Annotated in this window: 21 protein-coding genes and 3 pseudogenes; 10 read left to right on the forward strand and 14 right to left on the reverse strand. The window is 55.7% G+C overall.

Features of this window, described 5'->3' with window-relative positions; genetic code table 11:
• Positions 1-4: 4 nt before the first annotated feature.
• The 6 genes from N2601_RS31455 to N2601_RS31480 form a co-directional block, all read right to left on the reverse strand.
• Positions 5-787 (reverse strand): SDR family oxidoreductase, encoded by a 783-nt coding sequence (locus N2601_RS31455; protein ID WP_260305407.1) that lies wholly within the window; start codon positions 785-787, stop codon positions 5-7.
• Positions 788-816: 29 nt separating this feature from the next.
• Positions 817-1,950, reverse strand: a complete 1,134-nt coding sequence (locus tag N2601_RS31460) for a pyridoxal phosphate-dependent aminotransferase (protein ID WP_260305408.1) — start codon at positions 1,948-1,950, stop codon at positions 817-819.
• 189 nt (positions 1,951-2,139) lie between these two features.
• Positions 2,140-3,414 (reverse strand): ABC transporter permease, encoded by a 1,275-nt coding sequence (locus tag N2601_RS31465; RefSeq protein ID WP_260305409.1) that lies wholly within the window; start codon positions 3,412-3,414, stop codon positions 2,140-2,142.
• A gap of 1 nt (position 3,415) precedes the next feature.
• On the reverse strand, positions 3,416-4,312 hold the full coding sequence (locus N2601_RS31470) for an ABC transporter permease (RefSeq protein WP_260305410.1): 897 nt from the start codon (positions 4,310-4,312) through the stop codon (positions 3,416-3,418).
• A gap of 206 nt (positions 4,313-4,518) precedes the next feature.
• On the reverse strand, positions 4,519-6,075 hold the full coding sequence (locus tag N2601_RS31475; RefSeq protein ID WP_260305411.1) for an ABC transporter ATP-binding protein: 1,557 nt from the start codon (positions 6,073-6,075) through the stop codon (positions 4,519-4,521).
• Between the two features lie 19 nt (positions 6,076-6,094).
• Positions 6,095-7,117, reverse strand: a complete 1,023-nt coding sequence (locus N2601_RS31480; RefSeq protein ID WP_260305412.1) for a BMP family lipoprotein — start codon at positions 7,115-7,117, stop codon at positions 6,095-6,097.
• Positions 7,118-7,760: 643 nt separating this feature from the next.
• Between N2601_RS31480 and N2601_RS31485 the strand changes: the two genes are divergently transcribed.
• The 8 genes from N2601_RS31485 (at position 7,761) to N2601_RS31515 (ending at position 15,919) form a co-directional block, all read left to right on the forward strand.
• The gene (locus N2601_RS31485) at positions 7,761-8,984 is read left to right on the forward strand and encodes a phosphopentomutase (protein ID WP_260305413.1); all 1,224 of its coding nucleotides are present in this window, start codon (positions 7,761-7,763) and stop codon (positions 8,982-8,984) included.
• Between the two features lie 188 nt (positions 8,985-9,172).
• Positions 9,173-9,442 (forward strand): nucleotide kinase domain-containing protein, encoded by a 270-nt coding sequence (locus tag N2601_RS34355; protein WP_445945058.1) that lies wholly within the window; start codon positions 9,173-9,175, stop codon positions 9,440-9,442.
• Between the two features lie 154 nt (positions 9,443-9,596).
• On the forward strand, positions 9,597-10,598 hold the full coding sequence (locus N2601_RS31490; RefSeq protein WP_260305414.1) for an ABC transporter substrate-binding protein: 1,002 nt from the start codon (positions 9,597-9,599) through the stop codon (positions 10,596-10,598).
• Entirely contained in the window at positions 10,595-11,407 is an 813-nt protein-coding gene (locus N2601_RS31495; protein WP_260305415.1) for an ABC transporter ATP-binding protein, read from the forward strand. The genes N2601_RS31490 and N2601_RS31495 overlap by 4 nt, the downstream gene beginning before the upstream one ends.
• Positions 11,404-12,150 (forward strand): ABC transporter permease, encoded by a 747-nt coding sequence (locus N2601_RS31500; protein ID WP_260305416.1) that lies wholly within the window; start codon positions 11,404-11,406, stop codon positions 12,148-12,150. The genes N2601_RS31495 and N2601_RS31500 overlap by 4 nt, the downstream gene beginning before the upstream one ends.
• On the forward strand, positions 12,150-12,893 hold the full coding sequence (locus tag N2601_RS31505; protein ID WP_260305417.1) for an ABC transporter permease: 744 nt from the start codon (positions 12,150-12,152) through the stop codon (positions 12,891-12,893). Before N2601_RS31500 ends, N2601_RS31505 begins: the two co-directional genes overlap by 1 nt.
• A 40-nt stretch (positions 12,894-12,933) precedes the next feature.
• On the forward strand, positions 12,934-13,653 hold the full coding sequence (locus N2601_RS31510; protein WP_260305418.1) for a GntR family transcriptional regulator: 720 nt from the start codon (positions 12,934-12,936) through the stop codon (positions 13,651-13,653).
• A gap of 1,237 nt (positions 13,654-14,890) precedes the next feature.
• A complete protein-coding gene (locus tag N2601_RS31515) occupies positions 14,891-15,919 on the forward strand; it encodes an LLM class flavin-dependent oxidoreductase (protein ID WP_260305419.1) in 1,029 nt (342 codons plus the stop codon).
• Positions 15,920-16,134: 215 nt separating this feature from the next.
• Here N2601_RS31515 and N2601_RS31520 read toward each other — a convergent pair.
• The 7 genes and pseudogenes from N2601_RS31520 to N2601_RS31550 all read right to left on the reverse strand — a co-directional run.
• Positions 16,135-16,371 (reverse strand): annotated as a pseudogene (locus N2601_RS31520) (transposase); the annotation flags it as partial.
• A gap of 238 nt (positions 16,372-16,609) precedes the next feature.
• Positions 16,610-17,197: pseudogene (locus N2601_RS31525) on the reverse strand (ISKra4 family transposase); the annotation flags it as partial.
• Positions 17,198-17,379: 182 nt separating this feature from the next.
• Complete coding sequence (locus N2601_RS31530) at positions 17,380-18,300, reverse strand: DMT family transporter (protein ID WP_260305420.1); 921 nt, start codon at positions 18,298-18,300, stop codon at positions 17,380-17,382.
• A complete protein-coding gene (locus N2601_RS31535) occupies positions 18,297-19,082 on the reverse strand; it encodes a gamma-glutamyl-gamma-aminobutyrate hydrolase family protein (RefSeq protein WP_260305421.1) in 786 nt (261 codons plus the stop codon). Before N2601_RS31535 ends, N2601_RS31530 begins: the two co-directional genes overlap by 4 nt.
• A 2-nt stretch (positions 19,083-19,084) precedes the next feature.
• On the reverse strand, positions 19,085-20,431 hold the full coding sequence (locus tag N2601_RS31540; protein ID WP_260305422.1) for an O-acetylhomoserine aminocarboxypropyltransferase/cysteine synthase family protein: 1,347 nt from the start codon (positions 20,429-20,431) through the stop codon (positions 19,085-19,087).
• Between the two features lie 41 nt (positions 20,432-20,472).
• The gene (locus tag N2601_RS31545) at positions 20,473-21,558 is read right to left on the reverse strand and encodes a fatty acid desaturase (protein ID WP_260305423.1); all 1,086 of its coding nucleotides are present in this window, start codon (positions 21,556-21,558) and stop codon (positions 20,473-20,475) included.
• Positions 21,555-22,709 (reverse strand): histidine decarboxylase, encoded by a 1,155-nt coding sequence (locus N2601_RS31550; RefSeq protein WP_260305424.1) that lies wholly within the window; start codon positions 22,707-22,709, stop codon positions 21,555-21,557. Before N2601_RS31550 ends, N2601_RS31545 begins: the two co-directional genes overlap by 4 nt.
• A 106-nt stretch (positions 22,710-22,815) precedes the next feature.
• Between N2601_RS31550 and N2601_RS31555 the strand changes: the two genes are divergently transcribed.
• On the forward strand, positions 22,816-24,156 hold the full coding sequence (locus N2601_RS31555) for an aminotransferase-like domain-containing protein (RefSeq protein WP_260305425.1): 1,341 nt from the start codon (positions 22,816-22,818) through the stop codon (positions 24,154-24,156).
• 204 nt (positions 24,157-24,360) lie between these two features.
• Positions 24,361-24,573, forward strand: a pseudogene (locus N2601_RS31560) (hypothetical protein); the annotation flags it as partial.
• 119 nt (positions 24,574-24,692) lie between these two features.
• On the opposite strand, the gene proC reads toward N2601_RS31560, so the two are convergent.
• Positions 24,693-25,490: a pyrroline-5-carboxylate reductase gene (gene proC, locus N2601_RS31565; RefSeq protein WP_260305434.1), complete on the reverse strand. Its 798-nt coding sequence runs from the start codon at positions 25,488-25,490 to the stop codon at positions 24,693-24,695.
• Positions 25,491-25,507: the final 17 nt, after the last annotated feature.

Below are 25,507 nucleotides of genomic sequence, written 5' to 3' on the forward strand. Positions count from 1 at the left end.
GACCTCAAATGATTGAGCGCCGAGACGCGATGCCACCATCAACGGTGAGGATCGTGCCGCTGGTGTAACCGGAGCGCTTCGAAGCCAGAAACACAATCAGGTCAACGACTTCGCTCATGTGGGCCGGACGACCGAGCGGATAGCGAGCCTCGAGCTCCTTGTAGCGGTCTTCCGAACCGAACATGCTAGCCGAACGCTTCTTGAGCATGTTGTAAATGCGGTCCGTATCAACCGGGCCTGGATTGACGCCAACGACGCGAATATTATCGTCAAGGCTGTGCCCGCCCATGGCTCTCGTGAAAGCCATCAGACTCGCGTTGCCGGTCGTTCCTGCAACGTACTGCGGGTCGAAGACTTCGCCGCCGTTGCCAATATTGTTGATGATGACGCCGCCGCCGTTCGCCTTCATCTTCGCATAGACCGCACGTGTCATGTTGATGTAGCCAAATACCTTCAGCTCCCAACCTTCGCGCCAGCGCTTTTCGTCGACATCCCAAAGGCTACCGCTCGGAATGACGCCTGCATTGTTGACCAGGACGTCGATGTCCCCGGCCGCCTGAAGGACTTCTTCAATGGCGCCTTCCTTCGTGAGGTCAAGTGCCTGCACGGTGACGCTGACTTTGTGATCCTTAAGAATTTCCGCTTTGATAGCCTCAAGCTTGTCTCCGGACCTGGCAACGAGGTGCAGGTCACAGCCTTCTTCTGCAAGAGTTTTTGCAAGAGCTTCACCGATACCCTGGGATGCGCCGGTGATGAGGACTTTCTTACCAGTGAGAAACAGATCCATAATCGTTCTTCCTCTGCTGTAGGTTGATCTTAGAAATTCGAGGCGTCGATCTTCAGAGTGCGAGCTTCCTCGATGACGCGCGGAAGCAGATGTGCGAACTCTTCAACCCAGCCTGCCGGGACGCTGATGCTGACCTTGATGAATCGATCGCCGAACTTAGGTGTGTGATAGGCGCCCTGACGGATCATGATGTTGTGGTGCTGATACGCCGCAACCAGCGCTTCTGGGGCGATGCCGAGCTTTTGGGTTTCGACGACGAGGAAGTTGCCGTTCGACGGGAAGACCGGCACAACCAGCCCATCGATCTTGTCGCAAGCCTCCTTCACGATCCTCTGGTTTTCCCGGGTGATGCGCAAAACCTCCGGGAACCATTGCTTCTTGATCGACAGGGCGGCCATGGCAGCTTGCTGGGAGACGATATTGGATCCGAGGTTGTTTGGTGGCGATGCCGTCAGAGACTCAAGAAGATCCGGGTTCGCGATAACCGCACCGACGCGCAATCCAGCAAGGCCAGACCATTTCGAGAAGCTGTAAATCGTCAGCGTCTTTTCCGGATAGAGCGTCGCCGCCAGCGTGTGGTCGAAGGCAAAGTCGCGGTAGGTGCAATCATGAATGAGATAGGCGCCTGCCTTGCGCACGACCTCGACGATTGCGGAAATCTCTTCCTTCGTGCATGCGGTTCCGAGCGGATTATTCGGATCGACGAGATAGACGATTTTGGTTTTCGCCGTCATCACTGCGGCCAGCCGCTCGGCCGATAGACGGTAACCGTATTCTTCGCCATAGATCGGGATCTGCTTGACCTCCGCGCCTTTGGACCGGGCGAACGCCATTGGCCAGTTCCACGTCGGGTCGGTCGTCACGAATTCGTCACCGGGCTGCAGAAGCGTGTGGCAAACGTGATAGAGGGCTTCGACGGCGCCGTCCGTTACCATTGCTGCCATGCCGCTGAGGCCAAGATCATCGATGATGCCGTGGCGGAGCTTTTCATAGCCGACCGGCGGGGCGTAGATGTGGAAGCCTTCATCCCGGATGCACTTTTCCATCGCCTCGAAGACGGCCGGATGCGCCGGAACGTGGTTGGTGTTCTGTCCCATCCACCGCAGATCCGGATTCGCGACCAAGCGGTCAAAATGTGCGTTCCGACTTTCAAATCTCTTCATTCTGGGATCCCCCGTTCAATTTCCGAATGAGCTCAGTTTGCACTCATGTAGACAGATGTCAATATTTTGTATTCATTTTGTCGCTTTTTGAATACGAGTACTTTGGTTGTGAGTTTGGGTGGCCGTCGGACCTAACCCGGAAACAAACGGTTTTTTGATCGACAGTCGGAACTGCGACGAGGCGCCTGACTAGGCTTTGACGTAGTTATGTCCATCCGCAGCCGGCGCCCGGGCACGGCCAACCAGGCCGGCTACTACGACGATCGTCGCGATGTACGGTGCCATTGCGAGGAAATCTGACGGAACAGGCGTCTGAAGAATGATAAGCTTTTGTTGGAGCGTGTCGGCGAATCCGAAAACCAGCGCAGCCGCCAGGACCCCCATCGGATGCCAGCGCCCAAAGATCATCGCCGCAAGGCCGATAAACCCCCGGCCCGCGGTCATATTCGCGTCGAATTGTCCCACTGCGCCGAGGGTGAACCAGGCACCGCCAAATCCCGCGACCATTCCGCCGAGAACGACATGCACCGTCCGCGTTCGCAAGACGTCGATACCAAGCGTGTCGGCCGCGCGAGGATACTCGCCTACCGACCGGGCGCGAAGTCCGAAACGGGTATGGAAAAGGTAGTAGGTAGCGCTGGCCAGCATGACCAAGGCGGCGTAGACGAAGATATTTTGCGAAAAGATGATCGGTCCGATCAGTGGGACTTGGCTCAAGAAGGGAATCTCGACAGCACGGAAAATCGATGCGTGGTTAAGATCTGGATTGCGAACCAGAACCTGGCTCGCGGCATAGCTGGTAAGTCCCAAGACAAGCATATTGACAATGACGCCGGCGATTATGTGGTCGAGCAAGAACTTTACAGTCAGTACTGCGAGCAGCAGCCCTATCAGACCACCAACGAATGTTGCCGCCAGAAGCCCGCCATAGCCTCCAACCAGAGATCCGACCACCGCACCCGTGAATGCCCCGGCGAGCATCATTCCCTCGATTCCGATGTTCACGATGCCAACCCGCTCGCAGAGCACACCGGCCAGGCCTCCGAAGGCAATAGGAACTGCGCGAACCACAGTGGCCTGAAGGAGGCCGACAAGCGACAACGATTTGTCGGCAGTTGCCCATGTCAAGAACGCCGTCACTGCGAGAGCAAGAGCAATGCCAAGCAGGAGGTTCGCTCGATGAGATCCTACTCTGACAAGCAGGTTGAAACCGAAAACTGCGATCACGGCGGAGACGACGAAAACATATGGAGCGGCCGGAACCTTCAGGCTTCCAATCTTCCATACAGCTCTGGGCGGATCGAGGTTGAACGTGGCTGTTCCGCTAAGGTGATACCCTAGAGTAAACGTGACGGCGACAGCCATGAATATCAGGAGCAGTCCAATAAGTTGATTGCGCCGAACGAGAGCCGGATCCAGGGGGGCTTTCAGTTCGACCTTAGCATCTCGAGCTATTGACGACATTTCAGACCTCCTTGGCCGAAGAAAAAATGAATGGATAGAGGCGCTTGATGAGGACTGGAGCTGCAATGCAGAGCAGCACGACCGCTTGAATCACGGTCACCAAATCGATGCTAACTCCAGCGGCAACACCCATGTAGCGGCCGCCGGCCGTTAGGGCGCCAAATAAAATTCCCGAAAATACGACGCCAACCGGGTGGAGACGAGCAAGCAGGGCAACTGCGATCGCCTCAAATCCCAAACCGGCGGTGAAGTCAGGCGTGGCGCGGCCGAGCACGCCAAGGGTGAGGCTGGCGCCAGCCAAACCAGCAATGCCACCGGAGAGCACCATGGAGAGGATAATCGTCCTTGCCGGGTTCATTCCCGCGACGCGGCCGGCCCGGGGACTCACTCCCATGACACGGATCTCGAAGCCAAGCTTGGTTCGCCATAGTAAAAATCCGACCGCAAGGGCAACCAACAGCGCGAGCAGAATGCCGAAATTGACGCGAAGCGACGGATCAAGCCATGCGAGGATCGGAGGTAGCGCGGCAGAGTCCAGGACGGACTTTGAAATGGGGTCGGCACGCTCCGGGTTTTGGACGGGAGGATGGCGAAGGAGAAACTCGACCAAGCGCAACGCAAGGAAGTTTAGCATGATCGTCGTAATGACTTCATGCGCACCACTCGCAACTTTCATCCATCCTGCAAATCCAGCCCATATCCCTCCTGCGACAAACGCGAAGGCAAGCGCCAGCGGAAGATGAATGACGAGTGGCAATCCTGGAAGGCTAAAGCCGGCGATGAGACCGGCCATGCCGCCGACAAGAAGTTGTCCCTCAAGCCCGATATTGAAAAGCCCTGCCTTTGCTCCGACGATAAATGCCGCTCCGGCGATTATAAGCGGCGTCGCTGCGACCAAGGTCTCCGACAGCGACTGCGGAGATCCAAAGGCACCCTCGAGGAGGGCAAGCAGAGCTCTGCCGGCATCGACGATTGACACGCCTGAAGCAAGCATAATTGCGGTAGCGACGATAAGCGCCGTAAAAAGTGCTGCGACGATTAAGAGAATGGATCCGAGCGCGCCACTTGTCCGTTGAGTTCGCGAAGACATCGTTGCTTCAGCACTCATGGGCGCATCTCCTTGTGCGCGGGCGCAATCCCCGCCATTGCCAGGCCAATCATCTCGCGATTGTCGGGACGACCTTCGAATTCGGCGACAATGCGCCCTTGGAAAAGCACGAGCACGCGGTCGGAGAGAGCCAGAACCTCGTCGAGCTCGGTGGAAACAAGCAGTACCCCGATACCCTGGTCACGGGCCTCGACAATCCGCTTGTGAATGTACTCGATTGAGCCCACATCGACGCCGCGCGTCGGCTGCGCCGCAATGAGTGCCTTGATAGGGCGGCTCATCTCCCGCGCGATTACGACTTTCTGTTGATTTCCGCCCGACAGCGACGACACAGGTAGTTCAACGTCCTTTGTACGAACATCGAACTGCCGAACGAGGTCCTGGGCCGTATCTTTGATCGTTGGCCAATCAACCTGCCCCGCTTTGGAGAACCGCCGCTCGTAGTAGCTGTTCAGGGCAGAGTTTTCGACAATCGACATTGAAAGTGCGAGACCGCAATGCGTCCTGTCTTCCGGAATGTGCGCAAGACCTAGCTCATGACGCCCACGTGCGCTGAAGTTTTCTGCATAGCGGTCGTTTATCCACACACTGCCGCTTGCCGCCGGCAATAGACCCGCGGCGACGTCGATCAACTCGGTTTGACCATTCCCATGGACGCCCGCGATCCCGACAACTTCCCCCGCCCTGACCTTTAGATTGATGTCGGACAGGCAGGTCATCGAGGTTTCATCGACAGTGAACACGTCGCGCAGCTCGAGAACAGGCTGTCCTGTCCTGGCAGCTTGACGTTCGACCTGCAGCGTGACCGGACGACCGACCATCATGTTGGCAAGCGATTGGGGAGAGCTTTGCGCGGGGTCAGCCTGCGCTATCACGCGTCCATGGCGGAGAACGGTGATCTTATCAGCAATTTCCATCACCTCGTTGAGCTTATGAGTAATGAGAAGGATCGCTTTGCCGGCCGCGCGAAGACCGCGAACGATATTGAAAAAGCCTTCCACCTCCTGCGGAGTGAGCACAGCAGTCGGCTCGTCGAAAATCATCACGTCCGCCGCGCGATAGAGGACCTTAGCGATTTCCACGCGCTGCTGCGCGCCAACCGGAAGATCCTCGATCTTGGCATCAGGATCCACACCGAGGCCGAACTGCATGCTGATCTCCTGTACCCGTCGCCTGGCGGCTTTAAGATCCAGACGGTCGCCAGCCCTTGTCGGCTCCTGACCAAGAATTATGTTTTCAGCTACAGTAAAAGCGGGGATCAGCATGAAGTGCTGGTGAACCATACCAACCCCGGCATTGATCGCGTCCTTCGGACTTGTGAATGTTACCGGGTTTTCGTCAACGAAAATTTGTCCTCCGTCGGCAGGAGAGAGACCGTAGATGACGTTCATCAAAGTCGTTTTGCCAGCGCCGTTCTCCCCGAGGAGGCAATGTACCTCCCCGGGTTTGACGGAGAATGAGATATCTTCGTTGGCTACGAAGCTGCCGTAGCGCTTCGTGATTTTGTCGAGCGTGATAATCATGAGTTTCGCGATACGGTTGGAAAGGAACATTCCTCCCACATGATCGTCCCTATTTGACGCTGAGCTTCCCGGACACGATTTGCGCTCTCACTTCTGCGAGTTCGGTCTTCAGATCGTCGGGAACTTGGTTTTCCATGTCATGGAATGGGGCGATATCAACGCCGCCATTGGCGAGCGTACCGAGCTGCTCTCCGCCGGCAAATTTGCCGTCCTTTGCATCCTTGAGGACTTCGAAGGTGGTGTTGTCCATCCGCTTCATAATCGACGTCAGATAGACGCGGCCGAGCTTCTGGTTCGTAAGATACATGTCAGCATCCACGCCGAGAATTTTCAGCTTGTCGGGACCAAGTTCGTCGGCGAGCGCCGCACTGCCAAGGCCTACCGTTCCAGCAACCGGAAGGATGATATCCGCCCCTTCATCATAGAGATTCTGCGCAAAGGTGCGACCGTCATCGAGGGATCTGAAGTTGTTGACGAACAACCCCTGTTTCTTGTCCGGATCCCATCCGAGAACGTTCACGGACGCTTTTTTGACCGCGTTGTAGTAGCGAATGCCACGAACGTAGCCGTCCATGAAAATTGTTACTGGCGGAATATTCATGCCGCCGAAAACGCCGATCGTACCGGTCTTGGTCATCCCTGCCGAGAGGTATCCGGCCAGGAACGCCGCCTCATCCGTCGCAAAGGTCTGACTGCGGACGTTCGACAGTTGCGGCGTGTAGGCGTAATCGACAATCGAGAATTTCTGGCCAGGGTTTGCTTTGGCGAATTTCTCCGTGGCCTTTCCCCACAAAAAGCCGACCGTCACAATGACATCGCACTTGCCACCAAGCACGGATGTCATGTTGGGTTCAAAGTCCACCTCGGACGGCGACTCGACGACCTTGGCTCCGATCCCAAGTTCCTTTTTGGCGCGCTGCATCCCGTGCCACGCCGTCTCATTGAAACTACGATCGTCGACGCCACCGGTATCGGTGAGTTCGCATGCGGATATTTTGTTCTCGGCGAAAGCCGGACCGGAAAGAAGGCCGGCAGCAAGAATCGCACCGACGAGAGGTTTATAGACGTTCATTTTAACTCCCTGCTCGAGCCGTCCGACCGCTTCAGCGGGCCTCCAATCAGCTCATTATCCAATAACTACCATCATGTATTCAAAATTGCAATTCATATATTCATTTGCTGGCAAAATGCGAATGCATCGGCCGTCAAGAACGACCGGCCAACAATTCCTTGCCGCCAAAAGAAGTTGGAGGTTTCTGTTTCCGGACTAAGTCACGCAATGGATGCAAATTATTTATTTCAGTATACTGGACTCGCGCGCTCGGCTCCGATACTTGGATGCCCGCCGATGTGAAGAGGTCGAGAAGCCCGTGGCCCGGTGTTGATGTGCTTTGCGGCAAGCGGCCCGCACTCGGCCTGGCAAAACTCGCATTGTCTTAGACAAAGAGCGTCTGAGCGCAGGCGTCGAATGACGAGGGCAGGCAGCGGACGCCCGTTCATCGGCTCGCGGCGGTCGACATTGCCTCGTCCTGCAGCATTTCGCGCGCATCGTAAAAGGACGCTCATGCCAAGATGAGAGCATGTCAGCCTGTCCAGCCAGGGAGCCTCGGAGTGAATGTGTTCGCCGTCCGAGGGTCGAAGGCAGACACGAAACACAGTCGAGTGGTGAAGTCCTTCGGGAAAAACCAAATGAAAAAGTGCAATGGAGAGATTTCATGTCACGCGCGATACTTTGCATCCTGGACAGTGTCGGAATTGGTGGCGCCCCCGACGCCGCAGCTTACGGCAGCCTCGGTGCCGATACGGTGGGTCACATCGCGCGCAACGCAGCAAATGGCAAAGCCGATGCAGAGGGTGTGCGGTCCGGCCGCCTCAGACTGCCGCACCTTAATGCGCTTGGCCTCGGCGCGGCAGCCCTGCTTTCGACGGGATCACTGCCAATCGGCTTTTCGCCTGAGCCTATTCTTGGATTCTATGCTGTCGGCCGTGAGCAATCGAAAGGAAAGGATACTCCTTCTGGACATTGGGAAATCGCAGGTGTTCCGGCAATGGAAGAATGGGGCTATTTTCCTCAAACAATCCCGGCCTTCTCACGCGAGTTTTTGGAAGACATATGTGCAAGGGCGAAGATCAAGGGCACTCTTGCCAACGTCCATGCATCAGGTACGGCGGTGATAGAACAGTATGGCGCGCAGAGCGTACAATCTGGGTTGCCGATATTTTATACCTCAGCCGATAGTGTGCTCCAGATTGCCGCGCATGAGGAAGCGTTTGGACTGCAACAGTTGTATGAGGTGTGCGCAGCTGCGTTCCAGGTCACAGCGCCGATGCGCATTGGCCGCGTGATTGCAAGGCCCTTCATCGGAAACGAAAGAGACGGGTTCAAGCGAACCGGCAATCGCCGTGACTTCGCAATCAAGCCCCCAGAGCCGACCATCCTCGACCGCGTAAAGAACAGTGGCTCGAAGGTTTTCGCGATCGGTAAAATCTCCGACATATTCGCAGGGTGCGGCGTAACCCATGTTCTGAAGGCATCTGGCAACACACGCCTTATGGATCGAACTCTCGAGGCTCTGGCGGATGCGCAAAGCGGAGATCTTATTGTGACGAATTTTGTCGACTTCGACCAGGAGTTCGGCCACCGCCGCGACGTTATAGGCTATGCGAAAGCGCTGGAGGATTTCGACGCTGCTCTACCTAGCTTGCTTGAGCGACTCAAGCCTGACGATCTCCTGATTATAACCGCCGATCATGGAAACGATCCGACCTGGATCGGGAGCGATCACACGCGAGAGCAGGTTCCAATCTTGTGCTACTCGCAACGGATAAAGCCAGGCACCGGAGGTGTCCGAGACAGTTTCGCGGATATCGCCGAAAGCATTGCCAGTTGGCTGGACCTTCCACCTGGCAATCACGGGACAAGCTTCCTTCCTTGTTGATGGAACGCAGGCAAAGGGCAGCCTATCCTCAATCGGAAGCTTCATAATCGGATTAAATAGGTTCGCCAGTCTCCGTTCCATGCCGATCCGTTTCGCAGCGGAGCGCTAAGCAATCCTGTTTGGGAGGCTCATGGGCCAAACCGACCTCTTGGACATCCGACCCGATACTGAGCGGTGCCGTTTCGCAAATGCCTATCCGTGTTCTTGACCGGGCAAGCCAATTCCTGATCCAGCAGGTGATTTACAATGAGGGGCTGAGCGATAGCTCCGCCGCGACCGCTTTCCGCATACTTCTGTTCAGGTTCTACAACAAAATCGAGACATGGGAATCTCGTTGCCGGCGATGCAGGCCCCACAGGAAGGAAAGGCCACTTTTCAGTCCTTTTATACCCTCGTTTAATCGGCCTTACGAAAAGCGAGTGCACGTGCATCACGGGAATACCTGTTCTGGTATTTGAGGATACAAATTGTTATATATGGGATACGTAGTTAGCGTATCCGGACGATCAAAATTACTTTTCGACTACAAATCTGCCTTGACGTCTCATATCGATTTTGTCACGTTAAGATAAAAATACAAAACACATGAAATAGTATCCAGAGGACGGAACAATGAAACGACTAAACATGATATCCGCATTTGCCATCGCCGCGATCACCGTCGCTGGCGCCGTTTCTCCCGCCGCTGCTGAAGAAGCGGTGTCGGTTCGCCTGCGCTGGATCGCGCAGGCCCAGTTCGCAGGCATTTATGTCGCCTTGGACAAAGGTTTCTATAAGGACGCCGGGCTCGACGTGAAGATCAATCCTGGCGGGCCGAACGTCAGCGCCGAAACCATGGTCGCCTCCGGTGCCGACACCTTTGCGATCACTGGCATGACCGATGCCATTCTCTTCGCCCGAGAGAAGGACCTTCCAATCGTCACGATCGGCATGACCCTGGCTACCTCACCCTATGCTTTCGTCGCCCAGGAAGACGCCGGTATCAACTCGGTCAAGGATTTTGCCGGCAAAACCATGTCGGCATGGTTCACGGGCTCGCAGTATCAGCTATACACGGCGCTGACGAATGCAGGTCTCGATCCATCGAAAGAGAAAGTCGTATCGCAACCTTTCTCGATGCAGCCTTTTATTGATGGAAAGTACGACATCTCCACGGTTACAACCTACAACGAGCTTCTGTCTCTTCAGGAGCAAAATATTCCGGTGAAGGTATTTCGTGCCGATGAAAATGGAGTTCGTGGTCAAGACGGCGCCATCATCGCTTCCGAGGAGACGATCAAAGAAAAACCTGAAATCGTGCAGGCTTTCCTCAACGCCACACTCAGGGGGTGGAAGGACGCGATCGAGCATCAGGACGACGCCGTGAACATCATTCTGAAACATGGGACCGCGTTGAACAGAGAACACCAGGTCCGAATGATGGCGGAATACGCAAAGCTGGCAACAGCTGGAGATACTAAGACGAAAGGCATCGGTTACGTGGATCTTGATGCCGCAAAAGCAGTCAATGAGAGCCTGGTGCAATTTAAAGCTCTCAAAGTCCCGCAGGATGTGTCGGCAGCGTTCACAAATCGGTTCTGGGACCAGGTTCCGGCGGAGGACAAGCGCCTATGAACGCTTTCGTAAAAGAGGTCCAGCCGATCCCACACCTTAAGCTTGTCAATCTTGGTAAGCGATTTGGCCCCGTCGTGGCGGTCAAAGGCGTTGAACTCTCCCTACAGCGGGGAGAATTCATAACCTTGATCGGTCCGTCGGGAAGTGGCAAGTCCACCCTGTTCAACATGATTGCCGGCCTCCTCGCGCCGGATGCAGATGGATCGATCGTGATCGACGGCCGCACCCAGGGTTATGGCGAGTTGCTCGGTAAGGTCTCCTTCATGCCCCAGCGTGACCTGCTTCTCCCTTGGCGAACAGTGCTCGACAATGCGATTGTCGCGCTTGAAATCGAAGGCGTCAAAAGGAGAGAGGCGCGCGAACGAGCAAGGGCCCTCTTCCCCGAATTCGGGCTTGCTGGCTTTGAGGACAAGTATCCCCACGAACTCTCTGGGGGTATGCGGCAGAGAGTGGCCCTGATGCGAACCTTTCTATTCGAGCGCGATCTCATTCTGCTCGATGAGCCATTCGGCGCGCTCGACGCACTCACTCGATCCATGATGCAGCTGTGGCTGCTCGATATTTGGGCGCGGCACAAGCGAACCGTGCTGTTCATCACGCACGACATCGATGAGGCGGTCCTGCTGGGGGACAAAGTCGCCGTCATGTCGACTCGTCCCGGCTCGATCAAATACAGCGAGACGATCAATTTGCCCCGGCCCCGAGACGCCGCATTGGCCACCACGAGCGAGTTTGGCGATATCAAGAGACGCCTCTTGGAGGTCGTCGAGGAGGAAAGCCTAAAGACGTTTGATACGGAGCGGTTATGACAGCAGGATCTCTCACGAAATCGGCGATCTTTCCGATTACCCTCATCCTTGTCTGGTGGTTCATCGTACCACTCGCCTCGGTACCGGATCGATATTTACCGGGGCTCGGCGCCGTTGTGGGCAATGCCATGATGGCAATGCCCGAGCTCGTCGCAGCAATCGGGCGGACCGGCCTCGAAGCCCTTCTCGGTTTTGGGCTGGCGGCGGGTGCCGGTGTAGTCTGGGGAACCTTATTTGCGAAAGTCGGATTGCTTGAGCGAGCCGTTCTACCGCTGTTTGTCGCACTTCAGACGATCCCGGTCGTCGCGTTTGGCGCAATCGTGGTCATCTGGTTCGGGAATACTCTGCTTGCGAAGGTGTTCATTTCTTTCTTCCTCGCTTTTTTTCCTATCTCGGTGAACACCCTTCAGGGGTTGAAGGCCGTTAACGGGCAGCGCATTGACTTACTTCGCAGTTTCGGGGCGTCAAGCTGTAAGACCTACCGTTCAGTGGAACTGCCCGCTGCCCTTCCGAATATTGCCGTTGGCCTGAAAACGGGCGTCTCGCTTGCCCTCGTTGGCGCAATCGTCGGCGAGTGGTTCGGAGACACGACAGGGCTAGGCGTCATGCTTCTCCAAGCCCTCTATTTCGAAGACGTCCTTCGAACTTGGGTATTGATCATAACGACCGGTCTCGTCGGTGGTACCTTTTACGGTCTCATCGCCTTGTTTGAGAGAAACTTTATCTGGTGGAGGAGCGAGTGATGCGCAAAGCTGCTTCCCTTTTACCCGCAGCCGGGACACTGCTCGTGGCGCTCGCGGCTTGGCAGCTCACTGTCATTGCCTTCGACATTCAGCCATTCGTTCTTCCGTCTCCGCTAAGTATAGCTGGATTTGTGGGTTCGCAGGCTTCGGAATTGCTTGGCGACCTGACCATCACAATCGGAGAGACCCTGGCGGGCTTCGCTATCGGATCGGCGATCGGGATAGGATCCGCCATCGTGTTTGTCCTGGCCCCGCCGTTCCAGCGCGCTGTCATGCCACTTGCAGTCATGATCAATATGGTGCCAACGGTCGCCTTCGTACCGCTCGCCCTTATTTGGTTTGGAGTGGGGGTCAGCTCGAAAATAGCGATCGCGGCACTGAGCGTCAGCTTTCCGGTGCTCGTCAATACCTTGGCGGGTCTGAACAGTCCTTTGCCCGCACACATCGATCTCTACCGCAGTTTCGGGGCTAGGTCGCTTTCGGTTCTGGCTCGCCTGCGGTTCCCCGCGTCACTCCCTTCAGTTGCGACGGGACTAAAAGTCGGCTTCGCGCGAAGCACGGTGGTCGTCATCGTAACGGAGATGTTGGGCGCCTATTCCGGAATCGGCCAGACGATCTACCGTGCAACCTCGCAGATTGATTCCATCACGGTCTGGTCGGCGGTTGTATTATCTTCGGTGGCAAGTCTTATTCTGTATGGCATTCTGGCGGGCTTGCTTAAGAGGTTCATTTGGTGGGATTAAGCTACTCGAGACTTTCATCGAGCAAGCGGAAATCAGACCGATGGTTTTAAAAGAAAGTATTCGATCGCCAAAAGGCGTTAGCGAAAGCGAGAGCCGTCAAAAGGTGAGCCGATCAGACGAACTGCGCGAAGCTCTAGAGGAGATGATAATCACCGGTCGGCTTCCACCCGGTGCTCGCATCGATGAGGGCGCGTTGGTCGAGCAGTTTCAGGTTTCGCGCACACCAATGCGCGAAGCCATCAAAGCACTTATTGCCACGGGGATGCTTGAGATGCGTCCTAGGCAGGGCGTATCAGTCGCGGCCATTTCAATTCCAAAATTGATGGAAATGTTCGAAACGATGGCTAACCTTGAGGGTATGTGTGCCAAATACGCTGCAAGGCGTGCAACTCCAGATGAAATCGCACGGCTGCTGGAGATTCAGAAGCGTCTTGAAGAGGAACTCGACTCCAACAATCCCGATCGCTTCTACGAGATCAATGCGGAGTTCCATGAACTTCTCTATGATGCCTCGCATACAGAGTTTATTGCCGACCAGACGAGAATGCTGCGCCGCCGCGTCTCGGTGTATCGCAGGCACGTGACCTACCTTCCGGGCCGCATGGCAGCCACGATCGGCGAGCACGGAAAAATCATCGATGCAATAACGGCTAAGGACCCTTTGGCTGCTTCGACAGCTGCGATTGACCATCTCAATCTTCTTGGGGACGATATGGTTGATTTCATAGCCCGGCTCACGAGAACAATGGACGTTTACTAGTGCTGCCGACCCGCCATGCCGGCTGTATACTCGGCTGGACTTCGACGCGTTGGAAACCTGGTCAACGGGCTTCGCTACTGCCGAGCAGTGGTATTTTAGCCTGACAGTCGTGTCTCAGTGCGCGACGAGGCAATGACGGTTCAGAGGATTTGGTCCGCTTCCTGGAATTCGTACCCGGATGATTTTGCCTGCCTTAGCAAGGGACAACAACTCCCCGGTGCGAGAAGTCCCAGCTCAAGGAGAGCCGCGGCAGGCGCGAGAGATAAGCTAAGATCAAATTCAATAAGCATCTTTTTATATTCATAGCATCGATGGATGCCATCCAAAGAAAGAATTTTACTGTCTCGGAGAAACTCCGCTAGAAGTACTTTCATAAAGTCGTAGCCAGTTAAATGTAATTAGTACCCGGCCGCATTGATTGTCGCGGCAAGGAGACTATCCTCTACGATTAATAAAGGAGAAGAAGTATATCTGATAGACAATTGCAAACAATGCTTTCGTATCTGTGTACGTATACAGATAGATCAACTGCATGCCCTCCAGTCCCGCGCCTGCATTTGCATTGCCGGCTGCGGTAATACAAAGTGCTGTTGCTGCTCTTGAACGGCAGTATCTGTATCCAGCCACGCAAGCTTCTTGCTGGCCCCTTTTGCCAGCGGGACGAGACAGCACTTGGTGGCAAACCCGCTTCAGACACAAAAACATTCGCCGTCATTCCTGATCAAGGTCCGGAAGAATGCATTCGCGTAAGGCATCGGTACACAACCAAAAGTGGATAGGTTTTTCGCAGCTGTCGATGACATCTTGGGTGCTGAGATCTCTCGAAGATCGGTCGTATAGCAGCTTCAGTCTCGGCTCTTTTGCGCGTCCATTAGGAATCGCAGAGAGGATAACGGCTGCAAGAATTATTCTCACATCAGCGTGGACCAGCGCTACCCCCTGTGGCAGGGAGCTCAGGTTCATACCGGGGCTTTCGTGGTCTGCCTCAAAGGCCCCGCCATTCAAACTATAGAACATGGGCAAAGCCGTTGAGGCGGGGAAGTTTTTCGTCGGCAGAAGCAGTGAGCAACTGCTCAACAGCCGAACATGCAAGGACGGGCCCACGTAACGCCAACCGCTCCCATCAACGCAACTAGTGCAGATTCAACCTGAGTAGTGATGTTCAGCAAAGAAACACCCCAAGCCGCAGTTCGCTTGAGCCAAGGTCCGGCTCCCGGTCAAAGTTGGAGACAATTGGATGAGAAAAGCCCTCCCTTCGAAGCTAGCCCTCGGCATATTTGATCATTTGGACGACAACGGCAGCGCCATCGAGCGGCAGTACGCAGACCGCCTAAGGCTAGCAGAAACTTGTGATCGGCTCGGATTCTATGCTTACCACTTAGCGGAGTACCATTTTTCCCCGCATGGGAGAAGCCCATCGCCGAATCTGTTCTTATCGAGCGTCGCGCAGCGTACCCGGCAACTTCGTATTGGCCCACTGGTCATGCTGCTTAGCCTTCATCATCCGCTACGTGCGTTTGAGGAGATCTGCATGCTTGACCAATTGAGCGGAGGCAGGGTCGAGTTAGGCATAGGGCGAGGCTCTCTTCCGATCGAGCTAGGTTACTTCGGGATTGATGCGGACGCGGTGCCAGGACGCTATTTCGAAGCCAGCGAAATCTTAGTGGAAGCGATGAGGGGCGGTATTCTTTCTTACCAGGGCCAGCATTTTGAGCTAAACAATGTCCCTTTGACGCTGAGGCCGCATCAACGTCCGCGTCCACCGATGTGGATCGCCACTAACCGACCCGAGTCGGCGCGCTGGGCCGCTGCAAACGACGCAAATATCGCGTGTGTTGGACCTGCCTCATTTGTTCGCAAGATTACCGACGCCTTCCGTTCTGATGGAGGACACAAGACTGACACGGACGACCATGCGTCATTCCTCGGATTACTTCGCATGATCGTAGTCGGGCAGTCTGCAACCCATGCGTATTCGCTCGCAGCTCCTGCTTTCGAACGATGGCTTAAAAGTTTCAAATTCTTGTACGACATCAATGCGATCCCATTTCCACCTAATCTGCCCCTCAACTTCGACGCGGCAATGGAAAGTGAATTGTGTGTGGTCGGAACGGGGGCTTTCGTGCGACGGGCTCTGCTTGATCAGCTAGAAGAAGCGGGTGCCAACTATCTGCTTTGTCAAGTCGCTTTTGGGGATCTGCCTTTGGATGCGTCGCTGCACACCGCCATGACCATTCAATCCGAATTCATGGAACGAGTTGCCTGAGTACGGTAGTCTCTGGCGAGATCAGGTATGCGGGACTTCGTTGCTACCGATGCCTGCCGCGGCCGTGAGCTAAATCCCTTGAGGTGCATCTTGAACGGATAAACAACGCTATCAATTTGTTTACTTTTCCCGAAGGCCGCTTTTAAGGAGCGAAACTGACCACACGAGGGGTTTAGGATGGAGGGTTGCTGGTTGCCGCGCAGAACTGAGCGCAGACGCAATGAAAGGCCGGTAACGACAGCGGCACGGGCATCGCCCGCACTGGAACGTGGGGTGAGGTCTGCCGGTCGTTGCACAATCGCCATGACCGGCCTCTTCTCCGTTTTTACCTGTCCCTTGCGGCGTCTCCCAGGAGGCGGATCATCGGGATGCATTCTGGGTCTGCCGCCGAGATAGAAATGGTCGACTTCCACCGTACCGTCGAGCATGTGCTCGCGCGCCACCATGAGGCGCCGCGTGCGGGTTTCGGAAAAGTCCGGACAGGATTTCCGGTAATCTCCGGACACAGCCGAGGACCAACCTCATCAAACTGTCCGGACTTTAGTGAAACTGCTGTCCGGGATTTAGCGGAATAACTGTCCAGCTTTCGCGCAGCGCGCAGCGCAGCGCATGACCGATCAGCTCTAGGCGGTCGGTTGGCTAACGCCAAGGGTCTCGGCGCGACGGACGGGAGCGGGAAAAAACCGGGGGTCACGCCGCAAGATTTAGCTTTGCCTGCTTAAGTCGACCATCCGCAACGGCGGCTCGGACTTGAAGAACGCGATGAGCGCCAATCGGCGACCAACGCATCTGACGCTTCTTGTTCATGCGGGCATTGACGAGGCTGTTGGCATCACTTTCAGCCGGTGAGCTAGATATCGGCAAGCCCGACCAGTGCCGCTGGCAGTAGTTGACGATCGAAGCTTCGTTCTGGATCACGTAAGTGCGCAAATTGTTGATCAGTTCATATTGTCGCCTGACTTTGCCGTTCGCATCGCGCAGCCCGGCGTGCTGATCCAATTGGGCAAGCATCTGCTTTACGGCCTCGGTTGCCGCTCGGACATATCCCCTCCATAGGAGATGTCGATGCCTTGGTACATGCACCGCAACGTCTCGAAGATAGACGTTCAGATCCTGGAGATACTTGATGCTCTCCCACGCCTGTTCAATGTGCCGCAGCCGCATCGATAGATGAAACCAGTCAAGAATATGTGTAATGGGCTGGCGTGTTGCGCTGACAACGATGCTTTGCAAGCCAACTTCTCCGTCGCTGAAGACCATGACATCTCCGCCGGACAAGCCTCATCGACACTTCTCTTAACGTTGCAATTTCGCGACGCTGTCGAACGCCGTCCACCCCCACAAGCTCGACGGAGATTATCATCTTCAATTGTGCGGTCAACGAGTACCCTTTCCAAAAGCACTCGATTACCTGAATACCCTTACCCCCACGTTTTTCCCGCTCTCATCAGCACAGCCCCTTACTCCCGTTCGCCAACTGGTCGCACTTGCATGGAGACGGCACGCTCAGGAATGGACGTTATGAAGGCGCCGACGACGATGGTCGCTGCTGCAATCATGCCCGGCCCTGTCAGCCATTCTCCGAAGAACAACGCTGCGAGGAGCGCTGAAAAGAAGGGCTCACTCGATTCGATGACCTGCGTCTTGTATGCCTCAATATGCTGAAGCGCGAGTATCGTGCAGTAGAACCCGCAGAGTGATGGGATAATCCCCAACGATAGCAAGCTTGGAAGTGCGTTTGCTGACGGGATTGGCGCTCCACTCCAAGCATAGGGAACAGCGAGCATAACAAAGCCATAAGCCAGGAACCACCAGAAGGTTTCCAGGGACGAGCGAAGCTTGAAGAACTTCCAGCTGAATATAAAACTGGCGTATCCTAGCCCCGCGACAAGCGCAAGGCTGACACCCATTGTACTTCCGGTCGTTAGGCCATCACCGGCAATCAGGAAGTAACCTCCAAGAAAAACCATGATCATGGCGAACGCCTTTCGCGTGGTTATCCTTTCCCTAAGGATGAGGATGTCGAGCGCGATTGCACCCAGACCGCCAGCGAAAACAAGGATGGCGACCAGTGGGATTGGGGCGTAGGCAAAAGCTTGAGTTTCGAAATGATAAAGCGTGAAGATGCCAAGTGCGGAGCAGACGGCGATCTTCCATGACCCCTTGAATGCGGAAACCAATCGTGCCAAGCCCCCCGACCGTAAAAGGATGGCGATCGAGACCAGCCAAAGTGCGATGCCGCAGCGCCAAAATGCTACCGCAGTGTGATCAAGGCCGTTATTAAAGGCAGATCGGGAAAACACCCCGACGGTTCCGTTGGACAGAGCTGCAAGCAGTGCAAAACCGGCCCCCGCGATTGACGAACGATAAGCGTTTCTCATGGGCGTAACTTTGTTGCTGTCATGTGCGAGCGGCAGGCTTCGCCGAATGCACGGAAGACTTCGACGCTGAGCCAATCCTCAGCATGAAACCATTCAGGATGCCATTGCACGGCGGCGGCAAAGGTTGTGGCATCTTTTACAGATACAGCTTCGATGACGCCATCCACGCACCGCGCATCAACCGCAAGGCCGTCCGCCAAACGAGCGATCCCCTGGCGATGCAGAGTGTTGACCAGGACTGCACCCTTTTGCGAGCGGCGGATACATTCGGCGATGTAGCCGTTTCCTTCGGCTAGGATTGCATGAGAGGGCGCGTATTGAAGGTCGCGCGGGAGTGCGAGGTTTTCCATATGGGGGATCCGTCCTTCGCCTTTAGAAATGTCGCTTGAGAGAGTGCCGCCGAGCGCGACGTTGAGTTCCTGCAACCCACGGCAGATTCCGAACAGCGGAATACCCGATGATAGAGCAATCTTGATCGCAGCAATGCTTGTTTTGTCCCGGTTGAGATCGAGCGTCTCTGAACAAGCTTCTGGCCCCCCATAGAGTGAAGGCGATACATTCGACTCCGCCCCAGTCAGCAGCACCCCATTGAGGACCGAAAGGCACGCCTGCAAATCCTCTTCAGCAAGTCCCCCTGGGATCATGAGCGGTGAGACACCCGCGGTCGAACGCAGAGCTTCGAGATAACGAACGCGCACGGTCTCATAGCCGACGCTGTCCATGGTGCGGCCGTCGGAAACGACACCAACGATCGCAGGGCGGTTGTCTACTATTGCGGCCACGATTAGGAGTCCTCTAGCGCTTGCCCGATATCGGCGATGATATCCTCGATGTGCTCAAGCCCGACGGAGATCCGGATTGTTCCGTCACGAACGCCAGCAGCAAGACGCGCTTCGCGCGGGACTGAAGCATGTGTCGTCGAGGCTGGATGCGTGGCGAGCGTTCTAGCGTCGCCAATATTTGAAACATGGTAGGCAAGTCGCAGGCGCTCGATAAAACGGCGCCCGGCCTGGATGCCTCCAGCGATCTCGAACACGATCATGGGGCCACCAGAGTCGCCCATGTTTTGCTCGGCGCGATGCCGTTCGACCGTCCCGCCAAAAGCTGGATACGTCACCTCCACAACGCCAGGATGTGCATTCAGATACTCGGCGAGGTGGCGGGCGTTAGAGCAATGTCGTGGCATTCGCAAGGCTAGCGTTTCCAGTCCTTGGATGCAGAGAAAAGATGCGAATGGCGACGGGCAGGGTCCAAAGTCGCGCATGAGCGTGTTCCGCATCTTGAGCAGAAACGGGCTGGCCGCATAGGGACCTGACAGGTCGCGCGCTGCATCAAGCCAGAGGATGTTGCCATGGGAGCCGTCAGGTCGTGTCATCAACGGAAAACGGTCGGAATGAGCAGTCCAATCGAAGGTGCCGCCATCAACGATGACGCCGCCAATCGTGGTGCCGTGGCCGCAAATATATTTAGAAGTGGAGTGCACGATTACATGGGCGCCTAGCTCAAGTGGGCGCGAGATGAGGGGCGTCAACGTGTTGTCGATGATCAGTGGAATCCCGAGGTCACGCGCGATCGCCCCGACCTCAACGATCGGGAAGGGACTGAGCTTCGGATTGGGAAGGGCTTCGGCAAACCAACAGCGCGTACGGTCGTCCGAGGCTTCGCGGAAACGTTCGGGATCGCTCGGATCGACGAAGCGGGTTTCGATCCCAAGCCGCTGAAACGTGCTGGTGAGCAGATTGATTGTTCCGCCATACAAGTGAGCAGAGCTTACGATATTATCTCCAGCAGCGGCAATGTTCAGGATCGCAAGCATAATCGCGGCTTGCCCTGACGAGGTCGCTAAAGCGGCGACGCCACCCTCCAGAGCCGCAACGCGTTGCTCGAATATATCCGTTGTCGGATTCATCAACCGCGAATAAGTGCGCCCCTCGCGGCGGAGGTCGAAGACGTCTGATGCGTGATCAATGGATTCGAACGCATAGGCATTGGAGAGATAAATCGGTACAGTCGTGGCCAGAGTCGCCGGGTCGCATCGGTAACCGCCATGCAGAACTATCGTCTCCGCATGCATGGGTGGCGTTGGACCGAATTGTGTTGCAGGGTCATTTTTCTGGGGATTCGTCAACATTAGGTCACTCCGGGAGATACAATCTTGTGTATGCGTAGCGTTCAAGCCGGTAATCCCGCACTTTCGGCGAAGCGCCTTCGGTTCTGATCGCGAATTAGTTTCAGGATCGAAGGCTCACCATTTTCACCAGACTGGAAGATCCCGCCCGTTTCGGAACAATGCGCCGCATAGACGGGGTCCCTCATGCGGATGGCATGTGCTTCGGGCAAGCGCCAGAATGGAGTTGTCGGATCGAGGTGATGATCGAGGTGATAGTTGTCGTTATTGATCGCGGTCAGCCACTTCTCTAAATGGCGGCTGCGGCGGTTCCGGGCCATATTCAGGTTGACGGTCTGGTTGTCGATGGAGCTGCAATGCTCAGACATCTCGATAAACCAGCCGATGATATGAAATGACGTGAGGTAGGGAACGACCCAGAGAAGGACTACTTCAGACAAGTAGCCGTATGCTAGAGCCAGCATGGCGTTACAAGCCCAGAACGCGTAGAAACCCCAACGATCAAACTCGTAGCGCCATTTTTCTCCGCGCTTCACCCGCACTGAGCTTTCCTTGCCAGAAAGGCTATCGAGGATCATCTGGTATCTATTGCGCACTAGATACTTCAGATACGCGTAGGTTTTCGATCCAAGCAGGGGCAGGATGATGACCTTCCAAACGAAAGAGCGATCCGTCTGAGGTGTAAAGACGCCTTCGGCGATGAAGAATTCCAGGTCAGGATCGGCATCGGCCCTCCCGAGGAAGGGATGATGCGTGTGGACGTGCGATTCCTTATAAGCGAAGTAGCGTTGAAAGATGGGCCAAGCTGTCGGCAGCGTGCCGAGGAGGAGGTTCAGCAGACGATTTTTTGTCAGCACCCCGTGCGCGGAATCGTGCAAAATGGTTGAGATACCTCGCTGATGGGCCCCGATGATTATCAGCGCAAGGGGGTAGAACCACCAGCTCACCCCAATAACCAGCCACATGGAGGCGGCGATCACGGCATAATCCTTCATGATATAAAGCGGGCCATGCCAATTATCAGTTTCAAGAGTCTTGATGTCAGAAATGACGGACCGATCGAAGCGGTAGTGGGCGTAGCGGTCGGGCGCTTCGATTCCGTTGTAGAGCGGTTGAGCACGAGCGTTCATGAATGCACCTTTTGCCGAGAATAGCAGCGCGATTCGGCGGTATAGTCGCCGACAAACCGGTCAATGAGATCAGCTTTGACGTTTGGCATAACAATCGCATGGGCAGAGTCCCCGTGGCATGCGAGCTGGTATTCTTTGACCAGCCTCTCGGACGGTTTCGGAAACACAACCGTCAAGGACCATGGATTGAGCAGTACCGGGACACCGGCCGAGCGGAGCGCTCCCGCTAAGTCACCCGCCCGCTCGATGCATATTTGGGCATTCTGGCGAAAACCGGCAACGCCAAGGCGCGTCAGGCGGTTCCAGATGGCGAGAACGGCATGGCCGTTTCGCGATCCCATGAGGGTCGTATCATCGGAACGCAAGTAGCTCACAACGGACGCCACTCGACGGACATGTTCACGACGTGCAACGAGGACGCCGCAGGGCATCGGCGTGCCAATCATTTTGTGTCCCGAGGTTGAGATGCTGTCAACCCTGTGCCGGAAGGAGGGGCGGATACCGCTTGGTGACTCATCGACAAACGGAAGTATCATTGCATTCAGGGCACCGTCGACGTGGATAAATCGCCGGCTCGGATCGATCCCGACTTGGTCCAGGGCACCAATGGAGCACCCGATATCGTCGTGCGCCCCTTTCATGGTTGTTCCACAGGTCAATGCGAGAATGACGCTGCGATGACGATTTGCGTGAATAACCTCTCGGAGAGCATCCTGACAAATGGCGCCGGAATGGTCGGCCTCGCAGGTCACAGCCTCGATCCGTAAGATTTTGGCCGCCTTTGGAAGCGAGTAGTGCGCCTCAGTGGAGTGTATCAGGACAGGGTTATCAAGGGTCTCGCGGGCAATGTATATCGCCCAGAGATTACCTTCAGTTCCGCTCGCGCCTACTACCCCCCAGTATTCTTCGGGATCGGGACACTCCCAAACCCGCATCATCCAGTCGACCACTTCGCGCTCAACGTCGCAGACCTCTGTCGCATAGTGTGAACCGACGTATGGATCACCCAAATTATTTATTAGAAAGTTAGTAAATTGAGATATTGGTCGGGCGTCAAAGTCTAGATTATAAGGGTAACCTAAGTGCTTGTCGCGCCTGTCAGCGAATTTCTTAGCAAGGCTGTCCAGAGTCACATCGATATCGTCAAACATAAGCTTTACGCCCAATACCCGCGTTGATTTCGACTATGTATAAGCTATAGCACGAGACACTTTTATGCTATAACTATTGTGTAGCGTGACACTTTTTGGAGGTAATATGCTGCTGAAATCGCCTTGGGAGCCACGACTCGCCAAAGGCAATGAGCCCATTTATCATCGGCTCGCCGCTGCGATCGCGGAGGATCTGATAAGTGGAAAGATCCCCCCCGGCGCGCGGCTGCCGGCCCAAAGGGACTTGAGCTACCGACTAAGCGTTGGTTTGGGAACGGTAACGAAGGCCTATGCACTGCTGGAGCGCCAGGGCCTAGCCTCATCGGTCCACGGCTGCGGCATGTTCGCGACCGGCCAAAACCTCGCGATCACCGAGACAATCGACCTAAGCGTGAACGTACCTCCAAACATTCTGTCGGACCGATTGCTGAGTGGGACACTGGCTACGCTTGCGTCGGCGATAGACGCCAAGACCTTCGGAGCCTATGCCCCTCCGCAGGGAGACCTTCAGCATCGTCTAGCACTCGCGGGATGGCTGCAACGCTACAGCGCCTCCGTGGATGCTGAGCGGATGATCCTCTGTAACGGGGGCCAGCAAGCACTTTGTGTTGTGCTCGCGACGATGGTCGCGCCGGATGTTTGCATAATGACCGACGATCTTCCGTTTCCCGGTCTCCGGAGGATCGCTGGTCTATTGGGCCTTGAACTACTCGGGCTAGGAACTGATCATGAGGGCATCCTGCCATCGGCGCTCGACAGGACCGCGTGCGAGGTCGCGGCGAAGAAGAAGCGTCTGGTGTTATTCACGAACCCGACTGCACAGAATCCAACCGGCAAGACAATGTCGCGCTCGCGGCTGAGGGATATTGCGGGCATTTGCAAACACCGAGATATATTGATCATCGAAGATGACGTATACTCAGCCTTCTCCGCCCCCGATCATCTCTGTTTTCTCGATCTAGCGCCTGAAAGAACTTACTATATCAGCAGCTTAGCCAAGATACTCACGCCTGGGTTGCGCATCGGTATTCTAATCGCGCCATCCAACCAACTAGATGAGCTCGCGCACGTGATCCGTGCGCAAGGGTCCGGCGCCTCTCCGATTGCAAGCGTTGTCATGCATCGATGGGTCGTGGACGGCGTCGCATCCCATATCGCGTCGATGACATATTCAGAAGCGGTTGCTCGCAACGAGCTAGCTGCTTCAGTCTTTGCGTCCATAACGGATGCTTGGATTGGAAACGGATTCCACATGTTCCTCCCGATGCGCCACTCTGCGGCGGTCGCCCTTGCTGACGCTGCACGCGAAAACCGTATATTAGTAACCGAGCCTGCACTTTCCCTATTAACGGAAAGTGATCAAAGTGGGATTCGCCTTTGCCTCGGTGCGCCTACTCGTGTTGAACTTAGTGCGGCGCTGAGAAAGATTGCGACTCTGCTTATTTGAGGCAGAACGGACCGCATTCTAATAGTCCGCGGGATTGAACATGAGAACGTATGGAGGATTCCGCCAAGCCAGCGGACATCTACGTTCAGGCTCTCTAAGACAGGCAGCTTTTTACCGATTTCACGGGTAGCGTCGAAACCGAGAGCGGGAAAAACGGGGGGGTAAGGGTATTCAGGTAATCGAGTGCTTTGGAAAGGGTACTCGTTGACCGCACAATTGAAGATGATCATCTCCGTCGAGCTTGTGGGGGTGGACGGCGTTCGACAGCGTCGCGAAATTGCCAACGTTAAGAGAAGTGTCGATGAGGCTCGTCTCGACGATTTTGGCCTCTCCCTGGAAGAAGCCAAAGAAATTCAGCTGCATCTGCAGAAGGAGCTGACGCGCTTTCAGACGGATCAGGCCGCCCAGCATGATCGAAATGACGCCTCCGGCGTTCACGAAAAGATCGGGAAGGATGACAATACCCTTCTCCAAGCGGCGATTTCAACCTGATCTGCCGACGGCCACTTTCCCGGACCCGCGCCGGGCGTCCTGATTTACCGAAGCTCGATCGCGCGTTGTTCGGCTGCCCTGACACATCGGTCGAGCAGCTCAGGGAGCCCTTTTGGCCCTTCAAGCACCGAGAGGCCCGCCTCCGTCGTTCCCTTGGGGCTGGTTACGGCCCGCTTCAGATCGATCGCGCTGCGTTGATCGCGCTCGAGCATGCGACCAGCGCCCACGACGGTCTGCCGAGCGAGTGCCGCCGCCAGTTCGGCCGGCAACCCGATCTCCACAGCAGCCGCCTCGAGGTATTGCGTGAAGGCAAACACATATCCAGGTCCGCTGCCGGCAACGGCCGTGACTTTATCGATGTCGTGTTCGTCAGAGACCCAATGGAAGCGGCCAACGGCTTCAAAGACGCGTTCGACGCGCTCGAGAACATCCACGTCGACAAGGTTATCCGCATAGCCCACAGTCATCCCCGCTCCTACGGAAGCGGCAAGATTGGGCATTACGCGGATCAGCCTTGCGTGTTGTCCTGCAACCTCTCTCATCGTTGCCAAGCTGACGCCAGCGGCAATGGAAACTATTGGGGCCCCAGCAAGGCTGGCCTGACAAGCCTGCAAGGCGTCGCCGACGTAATTCGGTTTGACACCGATGATGATAATGTCAAAGCGCCGCTTCGTTAATTGGGCAAGGTCTGAGAATACCTGCACCCGGCTGCCTGGCGGCAGAAGCGATTTCGCGCGCTGTGCGTCAGGATCGACCGCGACGACATCTTCGTCCCGGTTTTGATCGACTCCGGAGGCGATAGCTGCGCCCATATTGCCGCAGCCAAGGACTAGAACGCTCATGGGGATGTCCTTTGCAG

Origin of the sequence: Rhizobium sp. CB3060 (assembly GCF_025200735.1) — a bacterium.
Lineage (GTDB): Bacteria > Pseudomonadota > Alphaproteobacteria > Rhizobiales > Rhizobiaceae > Rhizobium.